General features: G+C 61.1%; 14 protein-coding genes. 10 read left to right on the forward strand and 4 right to left on the reverse strand.

The features are described 5' to 3' along the window. Positions 1-54 precede the first annotated feature (54 nt). Together PMI34_RS08895 and PMI34_RS08890 are read left to right on the forward strand one after the other, a co-directional pair. Entirely contained in the window at positions 55-2310 is a 2256-nt protein-coding gene (locus PMI34_RS08895; protein ID WP_008051878.1) for an Orn/Lys/Arg decarboxylase N-terminal domain-containing protein, read from the forward strand. A gap of 14 nt (positions 2311-2324) precedes the next feature. Continuing rightward, positions 2325-2939, forward strand: coding sequence for a GNAT family N-acetyltransferase (locus PMI34_RS08890; RefSeq protein WP_008051880.1), 615 nt, complete (start codon positions 2325-2327; stop codon positions 2937-2939). Here PMI34_RS08890 and PMI34_RS08885 read toward each other — a convergent pair. Both PMI34_RS08885 and PMI34_RS08880 read right to left on the reverse strand, forming a co-directional pair. Next, complete coding sequence (locus PMI34_RS08885; RefSeq protein WP_008051883.1) at positions 2905-3798, reverse strand: LysR family transcriptional regulator; 894 nt, start codon at positions 3796-3798, stop codon at positions 2905-2907. The genes PMI34_RS08890 and PMI34_RS08885 overlap by 35 nt on opposite strands. An 88-nt stretch (positions 3799-3886) precedes the next feature. Further along, positions 3887-4114, reverse strand: coding sequence for a hypothetical protein (locus tag PMI34_RS08880; protein WP_008051885.1), 228 nt, complete (start codon positions 4112-4114; stop codon positions 3887-3889). A gap of 175 nt (positions 4115-4289) precedes the next feature. Here PMI34_RS08880 and PMI34_RS08875 point away from each other — a divergent pair, with 175 nt between their 5' ends. Further along, positions 4290-4850, forward strand: coding sequence for an NADPH-dependent FMN reductase (locus tag PMI34_RS08875; RefSeq protein WP_008051887.1), 561 nt, complete (start codon positions 4290-4292; stop codon positions 4848-4850). A 17-nt stretch (positions 4851-4867) separates the two neighbouring features. On the opposite strand, the gene PMI34_RS08870 is transcribed toward PMI34_RS08875, so the two are convergent. Then, entirely contained in the window at positions 4868-5533 is a 666-nt protein-coding gene (locus PMI34_RS08870) for a TetR/AcrR family transcriptional regulator (protein ID WP_008051889.1), read from the reverse strand. A 54-nt stretch (positions 5534-5587) separates the two neighbouring features. Between PMI34_RS08870 and PMI34_RS08865 the strand changes: the two genes are divergently transcribed. Further along, the gene (locus PMI34_RS08865; protein ID WP_008051893.1) at positions 5588-6691 is read left to right on the forward strand and encodes a DUF2855 family protein; all 1104 of its coding nucleotides are present in this window, start codon (positions 5588-5590) and stop codon (positions 6689-6691) included. Positions 6692-6738: 47 nt separating this feature from the next. On the opposite strand, the gene PMI34_RS08860 is transcribed toward PMI34_RS08865, so the two are convergent. Further along, the gene (locus tag PMI34_RS08860; protein WP_008051894.1) at positions 6739-7689 is read right to left on the reverse strand and encodes a DUF1853 family protein; all 951 of its coding nucleotides are present in this window, start codon (positions 7687-7689) and stop codon (positions 6739-6741) included. Positions 7690-7806: 117 nt separating this feature from the next. On the opposite strand from PMI34_RS08860, the gene PMI34_RS08855 reads away from it, so the two are divergent. The 6 genes from PMI34_RS08855 to pepN are packed head-to-tail and all read left to right on the forward strand — an operon-like array spanning position 7807 to position 14323. After that, positions 7807-8697, forward strand: coding sequence for an NAD(+) kinase (locus PMI34_RS08855; RefSeq protein WP_008016128.1), 891 nt, complete (start codon positions 7807-7809; stop codon positions 8695-8697). Further along, on the forward strand, positions 8697-9668 hold the full coding sequence (locus tag PMI34_RS08850; RefSeq protein ID WP_008051895.1) for a metallophosphoesterase: 972 nt from the start codon (positions 8697-8699) through the stop codon (positions 9666-9668). Before PMI34_RS08855 ends, PMI34_RS08850 begins: the two co-directional genes overlap by 1 nt. Continuing rightward, complete coding sequence (locus tag PMI34_RS08845; RefSeq protein ID WP_008051896.1) at positions 9665-10534, forward strand: rhomboid family intramembrane serine protease; 870 nt, start codon at positions 9665-9667, stop codon at positions 10532-10534. Before PMI34_RS08850 ends, PMI34_RS08845 begins: the two co-directional genes overlap by 4 nt. Positions 10535-10567: 33 nt before the next feature. After that, positions 10568-10828, forward strand: a complete 261-nt coding sequence (locus PMI34_RS08840) for a YeaC family protein (protein ID WP_008051897.1) — start codon at positions 10568-10570, stop codon at positions 10826-10828. Beyond that, the gene (locus PMI34_RS08835) at positions 10825-11655 is read left to right on the forward strand and encodes a DUF2797 domain-containing protein (RefSeq protein WP_008051898.1); all 831 of its coding nucleotides are present in this window, start codon (positions 10825-10827) and stop codon (positions 11653-11655) included. The genes PMI34_RS08840 and PMI34_RS08835 overlap by 4 nt, the downstream gene beginning before the upstream one ends. 10 nt (positions 11656-11665) lie before the next feature. Further along, positions 11666-14323: an aminopeptidase N gene (gene pepN / locus PMI34_RS08830; protein ID WP_008051906.1), complete on the forward strand. Its 2658-nt coding sequence runs from the start codon at positions 11666-11668 to the stop codon at positions 14321-14323. Positions 14324-14441: the final 118 nt, after the last annotated feature.

Genomic DNA, 14441 nt, shown 5'->3' on the forward strand with positions numbered 1-14441 from the left:
CTACCCTGAGGTGATTGGCAGGCTCTGGTCTGCCGCCTCGGGACACTGAGCCTCATGTACAAAGACTTGAAATTCCCGGTCCTGATTGTCCATCGTGACATCAAGGCCGACAGCGTTGCCGGTGACCGCGTGCGGGGGATTGCCCGGGAGCTGGAGCAGGAAGGGTTCAGCGTCGTTTCGGCGGTGGACTACACCGAAGGACGTCTGGTGGCGTCGACTTACCACGGCTTGTCCTGCATGTTGATTGCCTCCGAAGACGCCAGCACCCACTCTCATTTGTTGCAAAACATGGCCGAGCTGATCGGTCTGGCGCGGGTGCGAGCACCGGATCTGCCGATCTTCGCCCTGGGCGAAAAGGTGACCCTGGAAAACGCGCCCGCCGACGCCATGGCCGAGCTGAACCAGTTGCGCGGCATTCTCTACCTGTTCGAGGACACCGTGCCTTTTCTCGCCCGGCAGGTGGCCCGCGCAGCGCGCAAATACCTCGATGGCCTGCTGCCGCCGTTTTTCAAGGCATTGGTGCAACACACGGCGGACTCCAACTACTCGTGGCACACCCCCGGTCACGGAGGTGGCGTGGCGTATCACAAGAGTCCGGTCGGGCAGGCGTTTCACCAGTTTTTCGGGGAAAACACCCTGCGCTCGGACCTTTCGGTGTCGGTGCCCGAGCTCGGCTCCTTGCTCGATCACACTGGCCCCCTGGCAGAAGCGGAGGCCCGCGCGGCGCGCAATTTCGGTGCCGATCACACCTTTTTCGTGATCAATGGCACCTCCACGGCCAACAAAATTGTCTGGCACTCGGTAGTCGCCCGCGATGACCTGGTGCTGGTGGATCGCAATTGCCACAAGTCGGTGCTGCACTCGATCATCATGACCGGCGCGATCCCGCTGTACCTGTGTCCGGAGCGTAATGAACTGGGGATCATCGGCCCGATTCCACTGAGCGAGTTCAGCCGCGAATCGATCCAGGCCAAGATCGACGCCAGTCCGCTGACCAAGGGCCGTTCACCGAAGGTCAAGCTCGCGGTGGTGACCAATTCGACCTATGACGGCCTCTGCTACAACGCCGAGCTGATCAGGCAGCAACTGGGCAATAGCGTTGAGGTGCTGCATTTCGACGAGGCCTGGTACGCCTATGCGGCGTTTCATGAGTTCTTTGCCGGGCGCTACGGCATGGGCACCTCCCGTGATGAGGGCAGCCCGTTGGTGTTCACCACCCATTCGACCCACAAGTTGCTGGCGGCCTTCAGCCAGGCATCGATGATTCACGTGCGCGATGGTGGTGCGCGGCAACTGGACCGGGATCGCTTCAACGAAGCGTTCATGATGCATATCTCGACCTCGCCGCAGTACGGCATCATCGCCTCGCTGGATGTGGCTTCGGCGATGATGGAAGGGCCGGCCGGGCGTTCGCTGTTGCAGGAAATGTTCGACGAAGCCCTGAGTTTTCGCCGGGCGCTGGCCAATTTGCGCCAGCACATTGCCGCCGATGACTGGTGGTTCTCGATCTGGCAACCGCCGTCGGCGCAAGGCATCGAGCGGGTCGTCACCGAGGATTGGTTGCTGCAACCCGATGCCGACTGGCACGGCTTTGGCGGCGTGACCGACGATTATGTGCTGCTCGACCCGATCAAGGTCACGCTGGTGATGCCGGGATTGACCGCCGGTGGCGCCCTCAGCGAGCGCGGGATTCCGGCGGCGGTGGTCAGCAAGTTCCTCTGGGAGCGTGGCCTGGTGGTCGAGAAGACCGGGCTGTATTCGTTCCTGGTGTTGTTCTCCATGGGCATCACCAAGGGCAAGTGGAGCACGCTGCTCACCGAGCTGCTGGAGTTCAAGCGCAGCTATGACGCCAACGTCAGTCTGGCCAGCTGCCTGCCCTGCGTGGCGCAGGAGAATGTCGCGCGCTATCAGGGCATGGGGCTGCGTGATCTGTGCGATCAGTTGCATGCCTGTTATCGCAGCAATGCCACCGCCAGGCACCTCAAACGCATGTACACCGTATTGCCGGAAGTCGCGATGAAGCCGGCGGACGCCTATGATCAATTGGTGCGAGGTGAAGTCGAGGCCGTGTCGATCGATGCGCTGGACGGGCGGATCGCAGCGGTGATGCTGGTGCCTTACCCACCGGGCATACCGTTGATCATGCCGGGCGAGCGTTTTACCGAGTCGACCCGCTCGATCATCGACTACCTGGCGTTTGCCCGCACGTTCGATAGCAGTTTTCCGGGGTTCGTTGCTGATGTGCACGGATTGCAACACGAAGATCAGGGCAGTGGGCGGTGCTACACCGTCGATTGCATCAAGGAATGAGGACCTTTCCCAGTATGCAGCCGGTTATAAATCCGAATTATCCAGGGTTGTCGGTACGGGTTGCCGACGAGGGTTTTGCCGCCTATATCTGGGGCAGTGATTTCAGTTTTGAAGTCGCGGCCTACGGTGCGGCAAAAATAGGAGCGCCGGTGGCACAGTGGTCGGTTACCCCGATCACGCCTTATCGCAAGTGTTACGGCATCGACCCCGAGGAATTCAGCAGTTTTCGCGATGCCGCCGACAGCGCGATTTTCATGGCGTATCTGGATGACCAGCCCGTGGGGCACCTGGTGGTCAGTACCAACTGGAACGGCTTTGCCCATATCGACGAACTGGCGGTGCACGCTCCGGCCCGGCGGCATGGTGTAGCCAAGGCCCTGCTGGATGTGGCGCAGTTCTGGAGCCGCAAGAAAAAGCTCCCGGGCATCATGCTCGAAACCCAGAACAACAACCTGGGGGCCTGCAGGCTCTATGAGCGCTGCGGTTACGTGATCGGCGGGATCGACCACCTGCGCTATCGCGGCATCGATCCGAACACCGCCGAAGTAGCGCTGTTCTGGTATCGATTGTTCGAAAATCCGTTGGAAAACCGGTTCAGTTCGTCAGCATCGCCGCGGCTTGTTCCGTGACGATGGCCAACAGTGCCTGAACAGCCGCAGAGGGTTCGGCGTTTTTCAGGGTCAGGGCGTAGAGGCAGATCGGGACCGCTGGTGCCAGCGGGCAGGCGTCCAGTCCCGAGGCTTTGGCGCCGAGGGCGGTAAAGGGGTCGACGATGGCCAGGCCTTCGCCGGCCTCGACCATGCTGCGCATCATCTGATGCGTCTGGACCCGGGTCTGAATCACCGGGGCAGGGCGCAAACCGTGCAGTTTGTTTTCCAGCGCCGGACTCAACGGATCGTGCCCCTCCAGGCCGATCATCGATTGACCGGCCAGATCCTGCAGTGAAATGTATTTCTGTTTCGGTTGCAGCCAGCCATGGGGGGCGAGCAACTGGAGTTTGCCCTGGGCAATCACCTGGCAATCGAGGTCGGCGTGATCGGGGTCATGCAGGCTCAGGCCCAGATCGCTTTCACGCAGCAGCAGGCTTCTGACGATGTCGCGGGTGGGCTGGCTCAGCAGAGTGCAAGGCGCGTCGGGCAGGCGTCGGCGCAGGGTCGCGATGCTGTGTGGCAACAATTGGTTGGCCAGAGGCGGGGTGCAGATGATGCGCAGCGGCGGCGCCAGGTACTGCCTGAGGCTGTTGGCCAGGCGCTGCACCGGTTCGAGCGCATCGTAGACCCGGGTAATTTCCACCTGCAAATCCCGCGCTTCGCGGGTGGCCTGCAATCGCCCGCGCACGCTGGCGAACAGCATGAAACCCAACTGATCCTCGGCGTCGCGCAGCAAGTGCTCGACTTCGGCCACCGGCAACTGCAGCCATTCGGCGGCGGTGCCCAGGTGACCGGTCTGCAAGAGCGCCTGGATCACTTCGATATGGCGTAAGCGCATGCGTGAAGTCCATGTTCAGCAGGTGGAGGAGTCAGTGGCTGAATCCTACCCCAAGTCCGCGCATATGACTTCTGCTCATAACGACGGGTTATGAAACGCTGGCGGTTTGCGGTTCGCGAGTAATGGTCACGCCGGTTTGCACCAGCATGAATTCATTGTCGTCGACCTTGTTGACACGGTCGCCAATGGCCAGCTTGTAAGTGGTGACAGGGCCTGAACCGTCTACCGCCGGGGTAGAGTCCTGGAACTCGTGCACCGAATATATACGGCCTTCCGCATCTCTTGCATGGAACTGACCGACGAGTACTGCTGCCATCTGCTTAGAACCTCTGGAGATAAATCACTCAATTTGCGGCACTGTAGACCGTGCTTGGGCGAGGTAAGTTTTCCTACAGGAAAAAAATAGTCAGGGACGCTGTTTTCGGTCGCCCGCTGCTTGAATCGTCATCTATAACTACAAGCTCTTCCTATCGGACAGTCGAGAAACTCTAATGAGCAACGTCTATACGATCGCCGTCGTGGTCGGCAGCTTGAGAAAGGAATCGATCAACCGCAAGGTCGCACGGGCCCTGATAGAGCTGGCGCCGGCCAATCTCAAGCTCAACATCGTCGAAATTGGTGATCTGCCGCTCTATAACGAAGACATCGATGGCGCTTCACCGCCGGCAGCCTACAGCACTTTCCGACAACAGGTGAGCTCATCCGACGCGGTGTTGTTCGTGACCCCGGAATACAACCGATCGGTGCCGGCGCCGTTGAAAAATGCGATTGACGTCGGTTCTCGCCCTTATGGCAAGAGTTCATGGAGTGGCAAGCCCGGCGCCGTTATCAGTGTTTCGCCGGGGGCGGTCGGTGGTTTTGGCGCCAATCACAACCTGCGTCAATCCATGGTGTTTCTGAATGTGCCGATGATGCAGCAGCCGGAGGCCTATCTGGGGAACGCCGGTTCTGCATTCGACGAGGCGGGCAAGCTGTCCGAGTCGGTCAAGCCGTTCCTGCAAAAATTCATCAATGCCTATGGGCAGTGGGTCGAGCAGCACAAGAAAGACTGATGTTCGTTTGCCGGCGCTCAGTCCTGCGAAGCGTTGGCCAATCGGCTGCAAACCAATGCTTCCATTTCCGACAGCCAGACGGCGGTTTGTTCCGCCGCCGGTTGTGCCGTGATGCAGTAGCGACGACCGCCCCAGGCCATGATGACCCAGGCGTCGATAGTCGGCGCTGACGGCTGCATCGGTAAATCGCCGCAGGCCGCGAAGGCTTCCCGCCATTTTTGCGACAGTTCCTCATACACCCTTCGGTGATGCTTGGGCTCGGCGATCTGATGCTCGATGAGCGACACGGCATGGTTGAACAAGGGTTGGCGGGGATCGTCAGGGTCGCAGGTCAGGTGCACCAGTCGCTTGATGCGCGCCAGCCAGTCCAGGTCGTTTGCCTGGATGACGTCTTGATCCAGTTGAGCCAGCAGTACATCCAGGCGATGCCGGATGTAACCTGACAGCAGGGCTTTTTTGCTCGGGAAATAGTCATACAGCGTGCCGACCGCCACACCGGCTTCCAGTGCCACGTCCCGGGTGGTCAGTCTTGACCAGCCGTTGCGCTGCCAAATCCGAACAAAAGCCTCGTAAATCGCCTCGACGGTGAGGATCGCCCGAGCCTGGCGGGGTCGTTTCAGCGGCTTGGCGCGGGAATTGAGGGTGGGGGAGCCGCCCCTGGTGTTTCCGAACCCACTCTTCATCGGCAGTCATTACCCTTGTGTGACCCGCCACCTTGTCGCAGCAGGAGACCGAACATGCAGGATTTCACCACGGTAACACGCCTGATTACCCGCAAAAATGCCCTGGACCAGAGCCGAATAGAGCAGGAGCGACGTAGCCTGGTTCCGGCAGCCGGCGAGGTGATCCTGAAGATTGATCGTTGCGCACTGACCACCAACAACATTACGTACGCGGCGTATGGCGATTCAATGAACTACTGGGGTTTCTTTCCTGCAGGCGAGGAGGGCTGGGGCCACATTCCGGCCTGGGGGTTCGCGGACGTCATTGCGTCGACCGTGGCCGGCATCGAGGTGGGCGAGCGCTTTTACGGTTATTTTCCGCTGGCCAGCCACCTGTGGATGCGTCCGGAACGGGTCACCGAACGTGGTTTTTACGATGGGGCCGGGCACCGCTTGGGGCTGACCTCGGCGTACAACCAATACACCCGTTGCAGCTGGGATCCGTACTACAGCCCGGAAACCGAAAACCTGCAGATATTGCTCAAGCCACTGTTCCTGACCTCTTCAATGCTGGCGGACTTCCTCCAGGACAACCAGTTTTTTGGCGCAACCCGGCTGGTGTTTTCCAGTGCGTCGAGTAAAACCGCCTACGGCACGGCGGTCTGCCTGGAGAGCCATCCGCAACTGGAACGGATTGCCCTGACCTCGGTCGCCAACAAAGCCTTTGTCGAAACCCTCGGTTGTTACGATCGGGCAGTGTCCTACGAAGAGCTGACGAGTCTTGGGAATGATCGTCCTACGTTGTATGTGGACTTTTCGGGTGACCTCCAGTTGCGGGATCAGGTGCACCAGCACTTTGCCGGGCAACTGGTCTACAGCTGCTTCGCAGGCTCTGCGCAAAGTACCGATGAGGCGCGGTTGACGGCTATCGAAGGGCCCCAACCGGTGTTCTTTTTTGCGCCGATCCAGATCCGCAAGCGCAATGCCGAATGGGGGCCGGAAGGGGTCAGCCAGCATATCGGCGAGGGGTTGCTGCGGTTTATTCGGCAGGTGACGGAAAGTGAAAAACCATTGCTGACGGTCATTGAAAGTCGAGGTTATGAGGCAGCGCTAAGCGTCATTTCCCGCTTGTTCCATGGCCAGGTCCCACCTGTCGAGGGGCATGTGATTCGGTTGTAGGCGGGCCAGACTTTGTGCTTCCGGGGGGGGCTCAGGCAATGCAAAACTCAACCCTGTCCCGGCACATTCGGCCAAAGATCCGCCACCAGAAACAGGCGCTCGGCCTCTTCCCAGTCGCCGCTGGCATTTTCCGTCAGGCGCACCAGCAGTTGTGCCGGCGCCAACGGGTCCAGGTCATCCAGCCACGCCTGCATCTGTCCGGGGCTCCATGTGTGCTCGGCCGAATAATGCGCCGGCGCCAGCCATGCGTGGCGGGGCAGGGGTTGCCAGCGCCCGGGCGGGCTTTGGGCCAACAATGCCGGCCAATCCTTTTGATGCAGCCAGCGACCCCGTAGATGCTGCGGATGCGCACCGGACGGCGGGGCTGCCTGCCCTGGCCACGGGTACAGCAAGTAACCCCCCAGCCACAAATGGGCGCTGAACACCTGGATATCCAGCGCCGCCAGCACTTCACGGCTCTCGGGGCGCGCGGAAATCGGCAGTTGATGCTGGCTCAGGTGCGCCAGTTTGCGGTCGAGCCGGTCGTGGCAGCCCGGGCCCAGCCACTGGGCGGTGTCGTGCCCGTCGCCGGATTGCGGGCCCAGGTAGAGCTTGATCGCCAGTTCCAGGTGATGCGCGCCGTCGCGGTCGCGCAGCAGCATGTCCAGTTCACCCAGGGTGTGCCCCTCACGGCGAATCGGCATGTTGGCGGCAATCAGTTCAATGCCCGGCGCATGCTGCACGGCGAATTGCCAGAGACGTTCGTAGTACAAGCCCAGGCGCCGGGTCCGGGCCTGGGCCAACCAGTGCAGCAGGCCATAGCTATCGCGATCCAACTGCCGCAGCCAGTGCTCCAGCCGTTCCGGTGCCTGCACCCAGTCGCTGCCGGCCAGCGGGTGGCGCTGCGGCCACGGGGTATCGTCCAGCATGGGTGGCGCGAGGATGACCCACGCCAGGTCACGCACTTCGGGATGGCGTAACTGATGGGGCAGGTGGAGCAAATCCGGAAATAGCATCATCTTGCGAGCATAGCCCGAAACCCGGGCACACCCTTGAAGCTGAAAGGATTTTGTCTACGGGCGGCTTTCGCCCATAATCGTGGTTTTCGTCGCCACGCAGATCCCCGCAGGAGCCCCATGGAGCAATTTCGCAATATCGGCATCATCGGTCGCCTGGGCAGTTCCCAGGTGCTGGATACCGTCCGCCGACTGAAACGGTTTCTGCTCGATCGTCACCTGCACGTGATCCTCGAAGACACCATCGCCGAAGTGCTGCCAGGGCACGGCTTGCAAACCTCGTCGCGCAAGATGCTCGGCGAAGTCTGCGACATGGTCATCGTGGTCGGTGGTGACGGCAGCCTGCTCGGCGCCGCCCGGGCGCTGGCCAAGCACAATATCCCGGTGCTCGGCATCAACCGCGGCAGCCTGGGTTTCCTCACCGACATCCGTCCCGACGAACTGGAAACCAAGGTCGCCGAAGTGCTGGACGGCCACTATCTGGTGGAAAACCGTTTCCTGTTGCAGGCCGAAGTCCGTCGCCATGGCGAGGCCATCGGCCAGGGCGACGCACTGAACGATGTGGTGCTGCACCCCGGCAAATCCACGCGAATGATCGAATTCGAGCTGTACATCGACGGCCAGTTCGTCTGCAGCCAGAAGGCCGACGGCCTGATCGTCGCGACGCCGACCGGTTCCACCGCCTACGCGTTGTCCGCCGGCGGGCCGATCATGCATCCAAAGCTCGACGCTATTGTGATTGTGCCGATGTACCCCCATACCTTGTCGGGTAGACCCATCGTGGTCGATGGCAACAGTGAGCTGAAAATCGTCGTGTCCAAGGATATGCAGATTTACCCGCAAGTCTCGTGCGACGGGCAGAACCACTTCACCTGCGCGCCGGGCGACACCATCACCGTCAGCAAGAAAGCCCAGAAACTGCGGCTGATTCACCCGCTGGACCACAACTACTATGAAGTCTGCCGGACCAAGCTCGGCTGGGGCAGCAAGTTGGGGGGTGGAGGCGACTGATGCTCGATCCCGCGCGTAGCTACGACCTGATCGGTGACGTGCACGGTTGCGCCCTGACCCTGGAGCACTTGCTCGACCGACTCGGTTATCACAAGCAGGGTGGCGTCTGGCGGCATGCCTCGCGCATGGCGGTATTCGTCGGCGATATCATCGACCGCGGCCCGCGGATTCGCGAGGCACTGCACATCGTCCACGACATGGTCGAGGCCGGTCAGGCGCTGTGCATCATGGGCAACCATGAGTTCAATGCGCTGGGCTGGAGCACGCCGGCGTTGCCCGGCAGCGGCAAGCAGTTCGTGCGCGAGCACACGCCGCGCCATGCCCGCCTGCTGCACGAGACCCTGACCCAGTTCGAACACCATCCGGGCGACTGGCACGACTTCCAGCAATGGTTCTACAAGTTGCCATTGTTCGTCGATGCCGGGCGTTTTCGCGTGGTCCACGCCTGCTGGGACGCCGGGCTGATCGAGCCGCTGCGGGCGTTGTTCCCCAACGGCTGCGTCGACGAGCATTTTGTCCAGGCGTCGGCGGAGTCGGGCTCCTTTGCCTGCACCGTGTTCGACCGGCTGCTGCGCGGCACGGACATGCGCTTGCCCCATGGCCTGACCATGACCAGCGGCGATGGCCTGGTGCGTTCGTTTTTCCGGACCAAGTTCTGGGAAGACGATCCGAAAACCTACGGCGACATCGTGTTCCAGCCGGATGCACTGCCCGAACCCGTGGCCCGGACGCCGCTGACGTCCACCGAAAAGAACAGTTTGCTGCGCTATGGCATCGATGAGCCGCTGTTGTTCGTCGGCCATTACTGGCGTAGCGGCAAACCGGCGCCGATCCGGCCGAACCTGGCCTGCCTGGATTACAGCGCGGTGCTGTACGGCAAACTGGTTGCCTACCGACTGGATCAGGAAACCCGCCTGGATCCGCAAAAATTCGTCTGGGTCGATGTCGAGCGGCCGGAGGTGCTGCAATGAGTGCTGTAGCGGTATTGCGTCTGCCCCTGGCGGTGGACTTGAGCGGGTTCGTCACCCTGCTCAAGCGCATGCAAGTGCCCCATCGGGTCAGCGAGGAAGCTGGCGAGCAGGTGCTGTGGGTGCCGGACAACATCAGCGAAGACGTGCGTGCGCTGTACGAACGTTTTCCGGCGGGCGATCCCGATCAGCAACTGGACATTCCGGTGGCGCAAACCATCAAGCGCCCGGGGTTCGTCGAGCAGTTGAAATACGCCAGGGCCACCGCGCTGGTATTGCTGCTGAGCCTGATCGTCGGCGCGGTCACTTTGCTGGGCGACAACCTTGAAACGATGCGCTGGCTGACCTTCCTCGAGTTCCGTGTGGTCGGCGAGTACATCCACTTCACGCCACTGGCCGACAGCCTAGCGGCGGGGCAGTGGTGGCGCCTGGTCACACCGATGCTGATCCACTTCGGCATCCTGCACCTGGCGATGAACGGCATGTGGTACTGGGAGCTGGGGCGGCGCATCGAGTCGCGCCAGGGCAGTATCAACCTGATCGGCCTGACCTTGCTGTTCAGCCTGGTGTCCAACTTCACCCAGTATTTCTTCAGCGGCCCGACCTTGTTCGGCGGATTGTCCGGCGTGCTGTACGGCCTGCTCGGGCATTGCTGGATCTTCCAGCTGTTGGCGCCGAACCCGGCCTATCGCCTGCCCCGTGGCGTGCTGGTGATGATGCTGGTGTGGTTGCTGCTGTGCCTGTCCGGGCTGGTGTCGATGATCGGTTTCGGCGAAATCGCCAACGCGGCCCACGTCAGCGGGTTACTCATCGGATGCTTCACCGGTTTGTTGGGCGGTTTGTATAACCGCCGTAAACTGGCCGCCTAATTTAAGAACATGCAATAAAGAGACGGAGACCCAATGTCCTCTTTTAACGAAATGATCAAGAACATCACCTCCGATATCTACGAGAGCCTGAAACTGGCCGTGGAAATCGGCAAATGGTCCGACGGTGGCAAGCTCACCGCCGAGCAACGCGAGCTGTCGCTGCAGGCGATGATCGCCTGGGAAATCCAGAACCTGCCCGAGGACCAGCGCACCGGCTACATGGGCCCGCAGGAGTGCAGCTCCAAGTCAATTGAAGTACCGAATATCCTGTTCAAGTCGGATGCCATCCATTGATCGAGATTGGCCGCGGTGCAATCAGTAAAATGTCGGCGCGCCTGGACGGGCCGAACGTGCAATATGCATTTCGTCTGGGCGAAACCGAGGTCCCGGTCAATCCGTTGATCGGCACCACGGTGCGCCTGGAATACCTGGGGGCGATCCACTGCATCCATTGTGGACGCAAGACCAAGACCAGTTTCAGCCAGGGCTACTGCTACCCGTGCATGACCAAACTGGCCCAGTGCGACGTGTGCATCATGAGCCCGGAGCGCTGCCACTTCGAGGCCGGCACCTGCCGGGAGCCTGAGTGGGGCGAGAAGTTCTGCATGACCGACCACGTGGTGTACCTGGCGAACTCGTCGGGGATCAAAGTCGGGATTACCCGTGCCACGCAGTTGCCGACCCGCTGGCTCGACCAGGGTGCGAGCCAGGCCTTGCCGATCATGCGTGTTTCGACCCGCCAGCAGTCCGGTTTTGTCGAAGACCTGTTCCGCAGCCAGGTGGCCGACAAGACCAACTGGCGTGCTTTACTCAAGGGCGATGCGGCGGCGGTGAACCTGGCCGAAGTCCGCGATCAGCTGTTCGACAGCTGCGCTGAAGGCCTGCTCGGGTTGCAGCAGCGATTTGGCTTGCAGGCGATCCAGCCGGTGACCGACGTCGAACCGCTGGAAATCCGCTACCCGGTCGAGCAGTACCCGGCAAAGATCGTCAGCTTCAACCTGGACAAGAACCCGATTGCCGAAGGCACGCTGATGGGGATCAAGGGCCAGTACCTGATCTTCGATACCGGCGTGATCAACATTCGTAAATACACGGCTTACCAGCTCGCCGTGCATCAGTAAGGACTCCAGCATGCGCACCGAACAACCGAAGATGATCTACCTCAAGGACTATCAGGCGCCCGAGTACCTGATCGACGAAACGCACCTGACCTTCGAGTTGTACGAGGACCACAGCCTGGTCCATGCGCAACTGGTGATGCGCCGCAACCCCGAGCGTGGCCCGGGGCTGCCGCCGCTGGTGCTGGACGGCCAGCAGCTGGAACTGCTGTCAGTCACCCTGGCCGACCAGGAGCTTTCTGCTGCGCAGTATCAGCTGACCGAGAATCACCTGACCCTGCACCCGACCAGCGCTACCTTCACGGTCGATACCAGCGTCAGGATCCACCCGGAAACCAACACCGCGCTCGAAGGCCTGTACAAGTCCGGCACGATGTTCTGCACCCAGTGCGAGGCCGAAGGCTTTCGCAAGATCACCTATTACCTCGACCGCCCGGACGTGATGAGCACCTTCACCACCACGGTGGTCGCGGAACAGCACAGCTATCCGGTGCTGTTGTCCAACGGCAACCCGATCGCTTCCGGTCCCGGTGAGGAAGGCCGGCACTGGGCGACCTGGGAAGACCCGTTCAAGAAACCGGCGTACCTGTTTGCGCTGGTGGCCGGTGACCTGTGGTGCGTCGAAGACAGCTTCACCACCATGAGCGAGCGCAACGTGGCGCTGCGCATTTACGTCGAGCCGGAAAACATCGACAAGTGCCAGCACGCGATGAACAGCCTGAAGAAATCCATGCGCTGGGACGAAGAGGTCTACGGCCGCGAGTACGATCTGGACATCTTCATGATCGTCGCCGTGAATGACTTCAACATGGGCGCCATGGAGAACAAGGGTCTCAACATCTTCAACTCCAGCGCCGTGCTGGCCAAGGCGGAAACCGCCACCGATGCCGCGCACCAGAGGGTCGAGGCGATCGTCGCCCACGAATACTTCCACAACTGGTCGGGCAACCGCGTGACCTGCCGCGACTGGTTCCAGCTGTCGCTCAAGGAAGGCTTCACCGTGTTCCGCGATGCCGGTTTCTCCTCGGACATGAACTCGGCCACGGTCAAGCGCATCCAGGACGTGGCGTACCTGCGCACCCACCAGTTCGCCGAAGACGCCGGCCCCATGGCCCACGCCGTGCGCCCGGACAGCTTCATCGAGATTTCCAACTTCTACACCCTGACTGTGTATGAAAAGGGCTCGGAAGTGGTCGGCATGATCCACACCTTGCTCGGCGCCGAAGGCTTTCGCAAAGGCAGCGACCTGTACTTCGAACGCCACGACGGCCAGGCCGTGACCTGCGACGACTTCATCAAGGCCATGGAAGACGCCAATGGTGTCGACCTGACCCAGTTCAAACGCTGGTACAGCCAGGCCGGCACACCACGCCTGGCGGTGAGCGAGTCCTTTGATGCGGCGGCGAAGACCTACAGCCTGACCTTCCGCCAGAGCTGCCCGCAAACCCCGGACAAGGTTGAAAAACTGCCGTTCGTGATCCCGGTCGAACTGGGCCTGCTGGATTCCAAAGGCGCGGCGATTGCCCTGCGCCTGTCCGGTGAAGCCACCGCCCAAGGCACCTCGCGGGTCATTTCCGTGACCGAAGCCGAGCAGACTTTCACCTTCGTCGACATCGCCGAACAACCGCTGCCATCGTTGCTGCGCGGCTTCTCGGCGCCGGTGAAGCTGAGCTTCCCGTACAACCGTGACCAGTTGATGTTCCTGATGCAGCACGACAGCGACGGTTTCAACCGCTGGGATGCTGGCCAGCAACTGTCGGTGCAGGTGCTGCAAGAGTTGATTGCCCAGCGGCAGAAGGGCGAGGCGCCGGTACTCGATCAGCGACTGGTGTCGGCGCTGCGAACGGTGCTCTCGGATGAGTCGCTGGACCAGGCCATGGTCGCCGAAATGCTGTCGCTGCCGAGCGAGGCGTACCTGACCGAAATCAGCGAAGTGGCGGACGTCGAAGCGATTCACACCGCCCGTGAATTTGCTCGCAAGCAATTGGCCGATTCGTTGTTCGACGGCTTGTGGCAGCGTTATCAGGCCAATCGCGAGTTGTCGAAGCAGACGCCGTACGTGGCCGAAGCCGAGCACTTTGCCCGTCGTGCCTTGCAGAACATCGCGCTGTCGTACCTGATGCTCAGCGGCAAGCCGGAAGTTCTGGCGGCGACCCTGGAGCAGTTCGACGCGTGCGACAACATGACCGAGCGCCTGACCGCACTCGCCGTGCTGGTCAACTCACCCTTCGAAGCCGAGAAGGCCAAGGCGCTGGCCAGCTTCGCCGAGTACTTCAAGGACAACCCGCTGGTCATGGACCAGTGGTTCAGCGTCCAGGCCGGCAGCGTGTTGCCCGGTGGTCTGGCACGGGTGGAGGCGTTGATGCAGCACCCGGCGTTCAACATCAAGAACCCGAACAAGGTGCGGGCACTGGTCGGTGCGTTTGCCGGGCAGAACCTGATCAACTTCCATGCCGCCGACGGTTCCGGGTATCGCTTCCTGGCGGATCTGGTGATTGAGTTGAACGGCTTTAATCCGCAGATTGCTTCGCGGCAGTTGGCGCCTTTGACTCGCTGGCGCAAGTATGACAGTGCTCGTCAGGCTTTGATGAAGGGGGAGCTGGAGCGGATTCGGGCTTCGGGGCAGTTGTCCAGCGATGTGTTTGAGGTGGTCAGCAAGAGTTTGGCTTGAGTTGGGTGATTGAGTACATATCCGTTTCTTCGGTAACGGCGGCTTATGGTTTCGCCCTTACGGCGAGTCACTTTTTTTACAAGCGCCTAAAAAAAGTAACCAAAAAAACGCTCGCCCC

It is taken from the genome of Pseudomonas sp. GM74, from assembly GCF_000282455.1.
Classification (GTDB): Bacteria; Pseudomonadota; Gammaproteobacteria; order Pseudomonadales; family Pseudomonadaceae; genus Aquipseudomonas.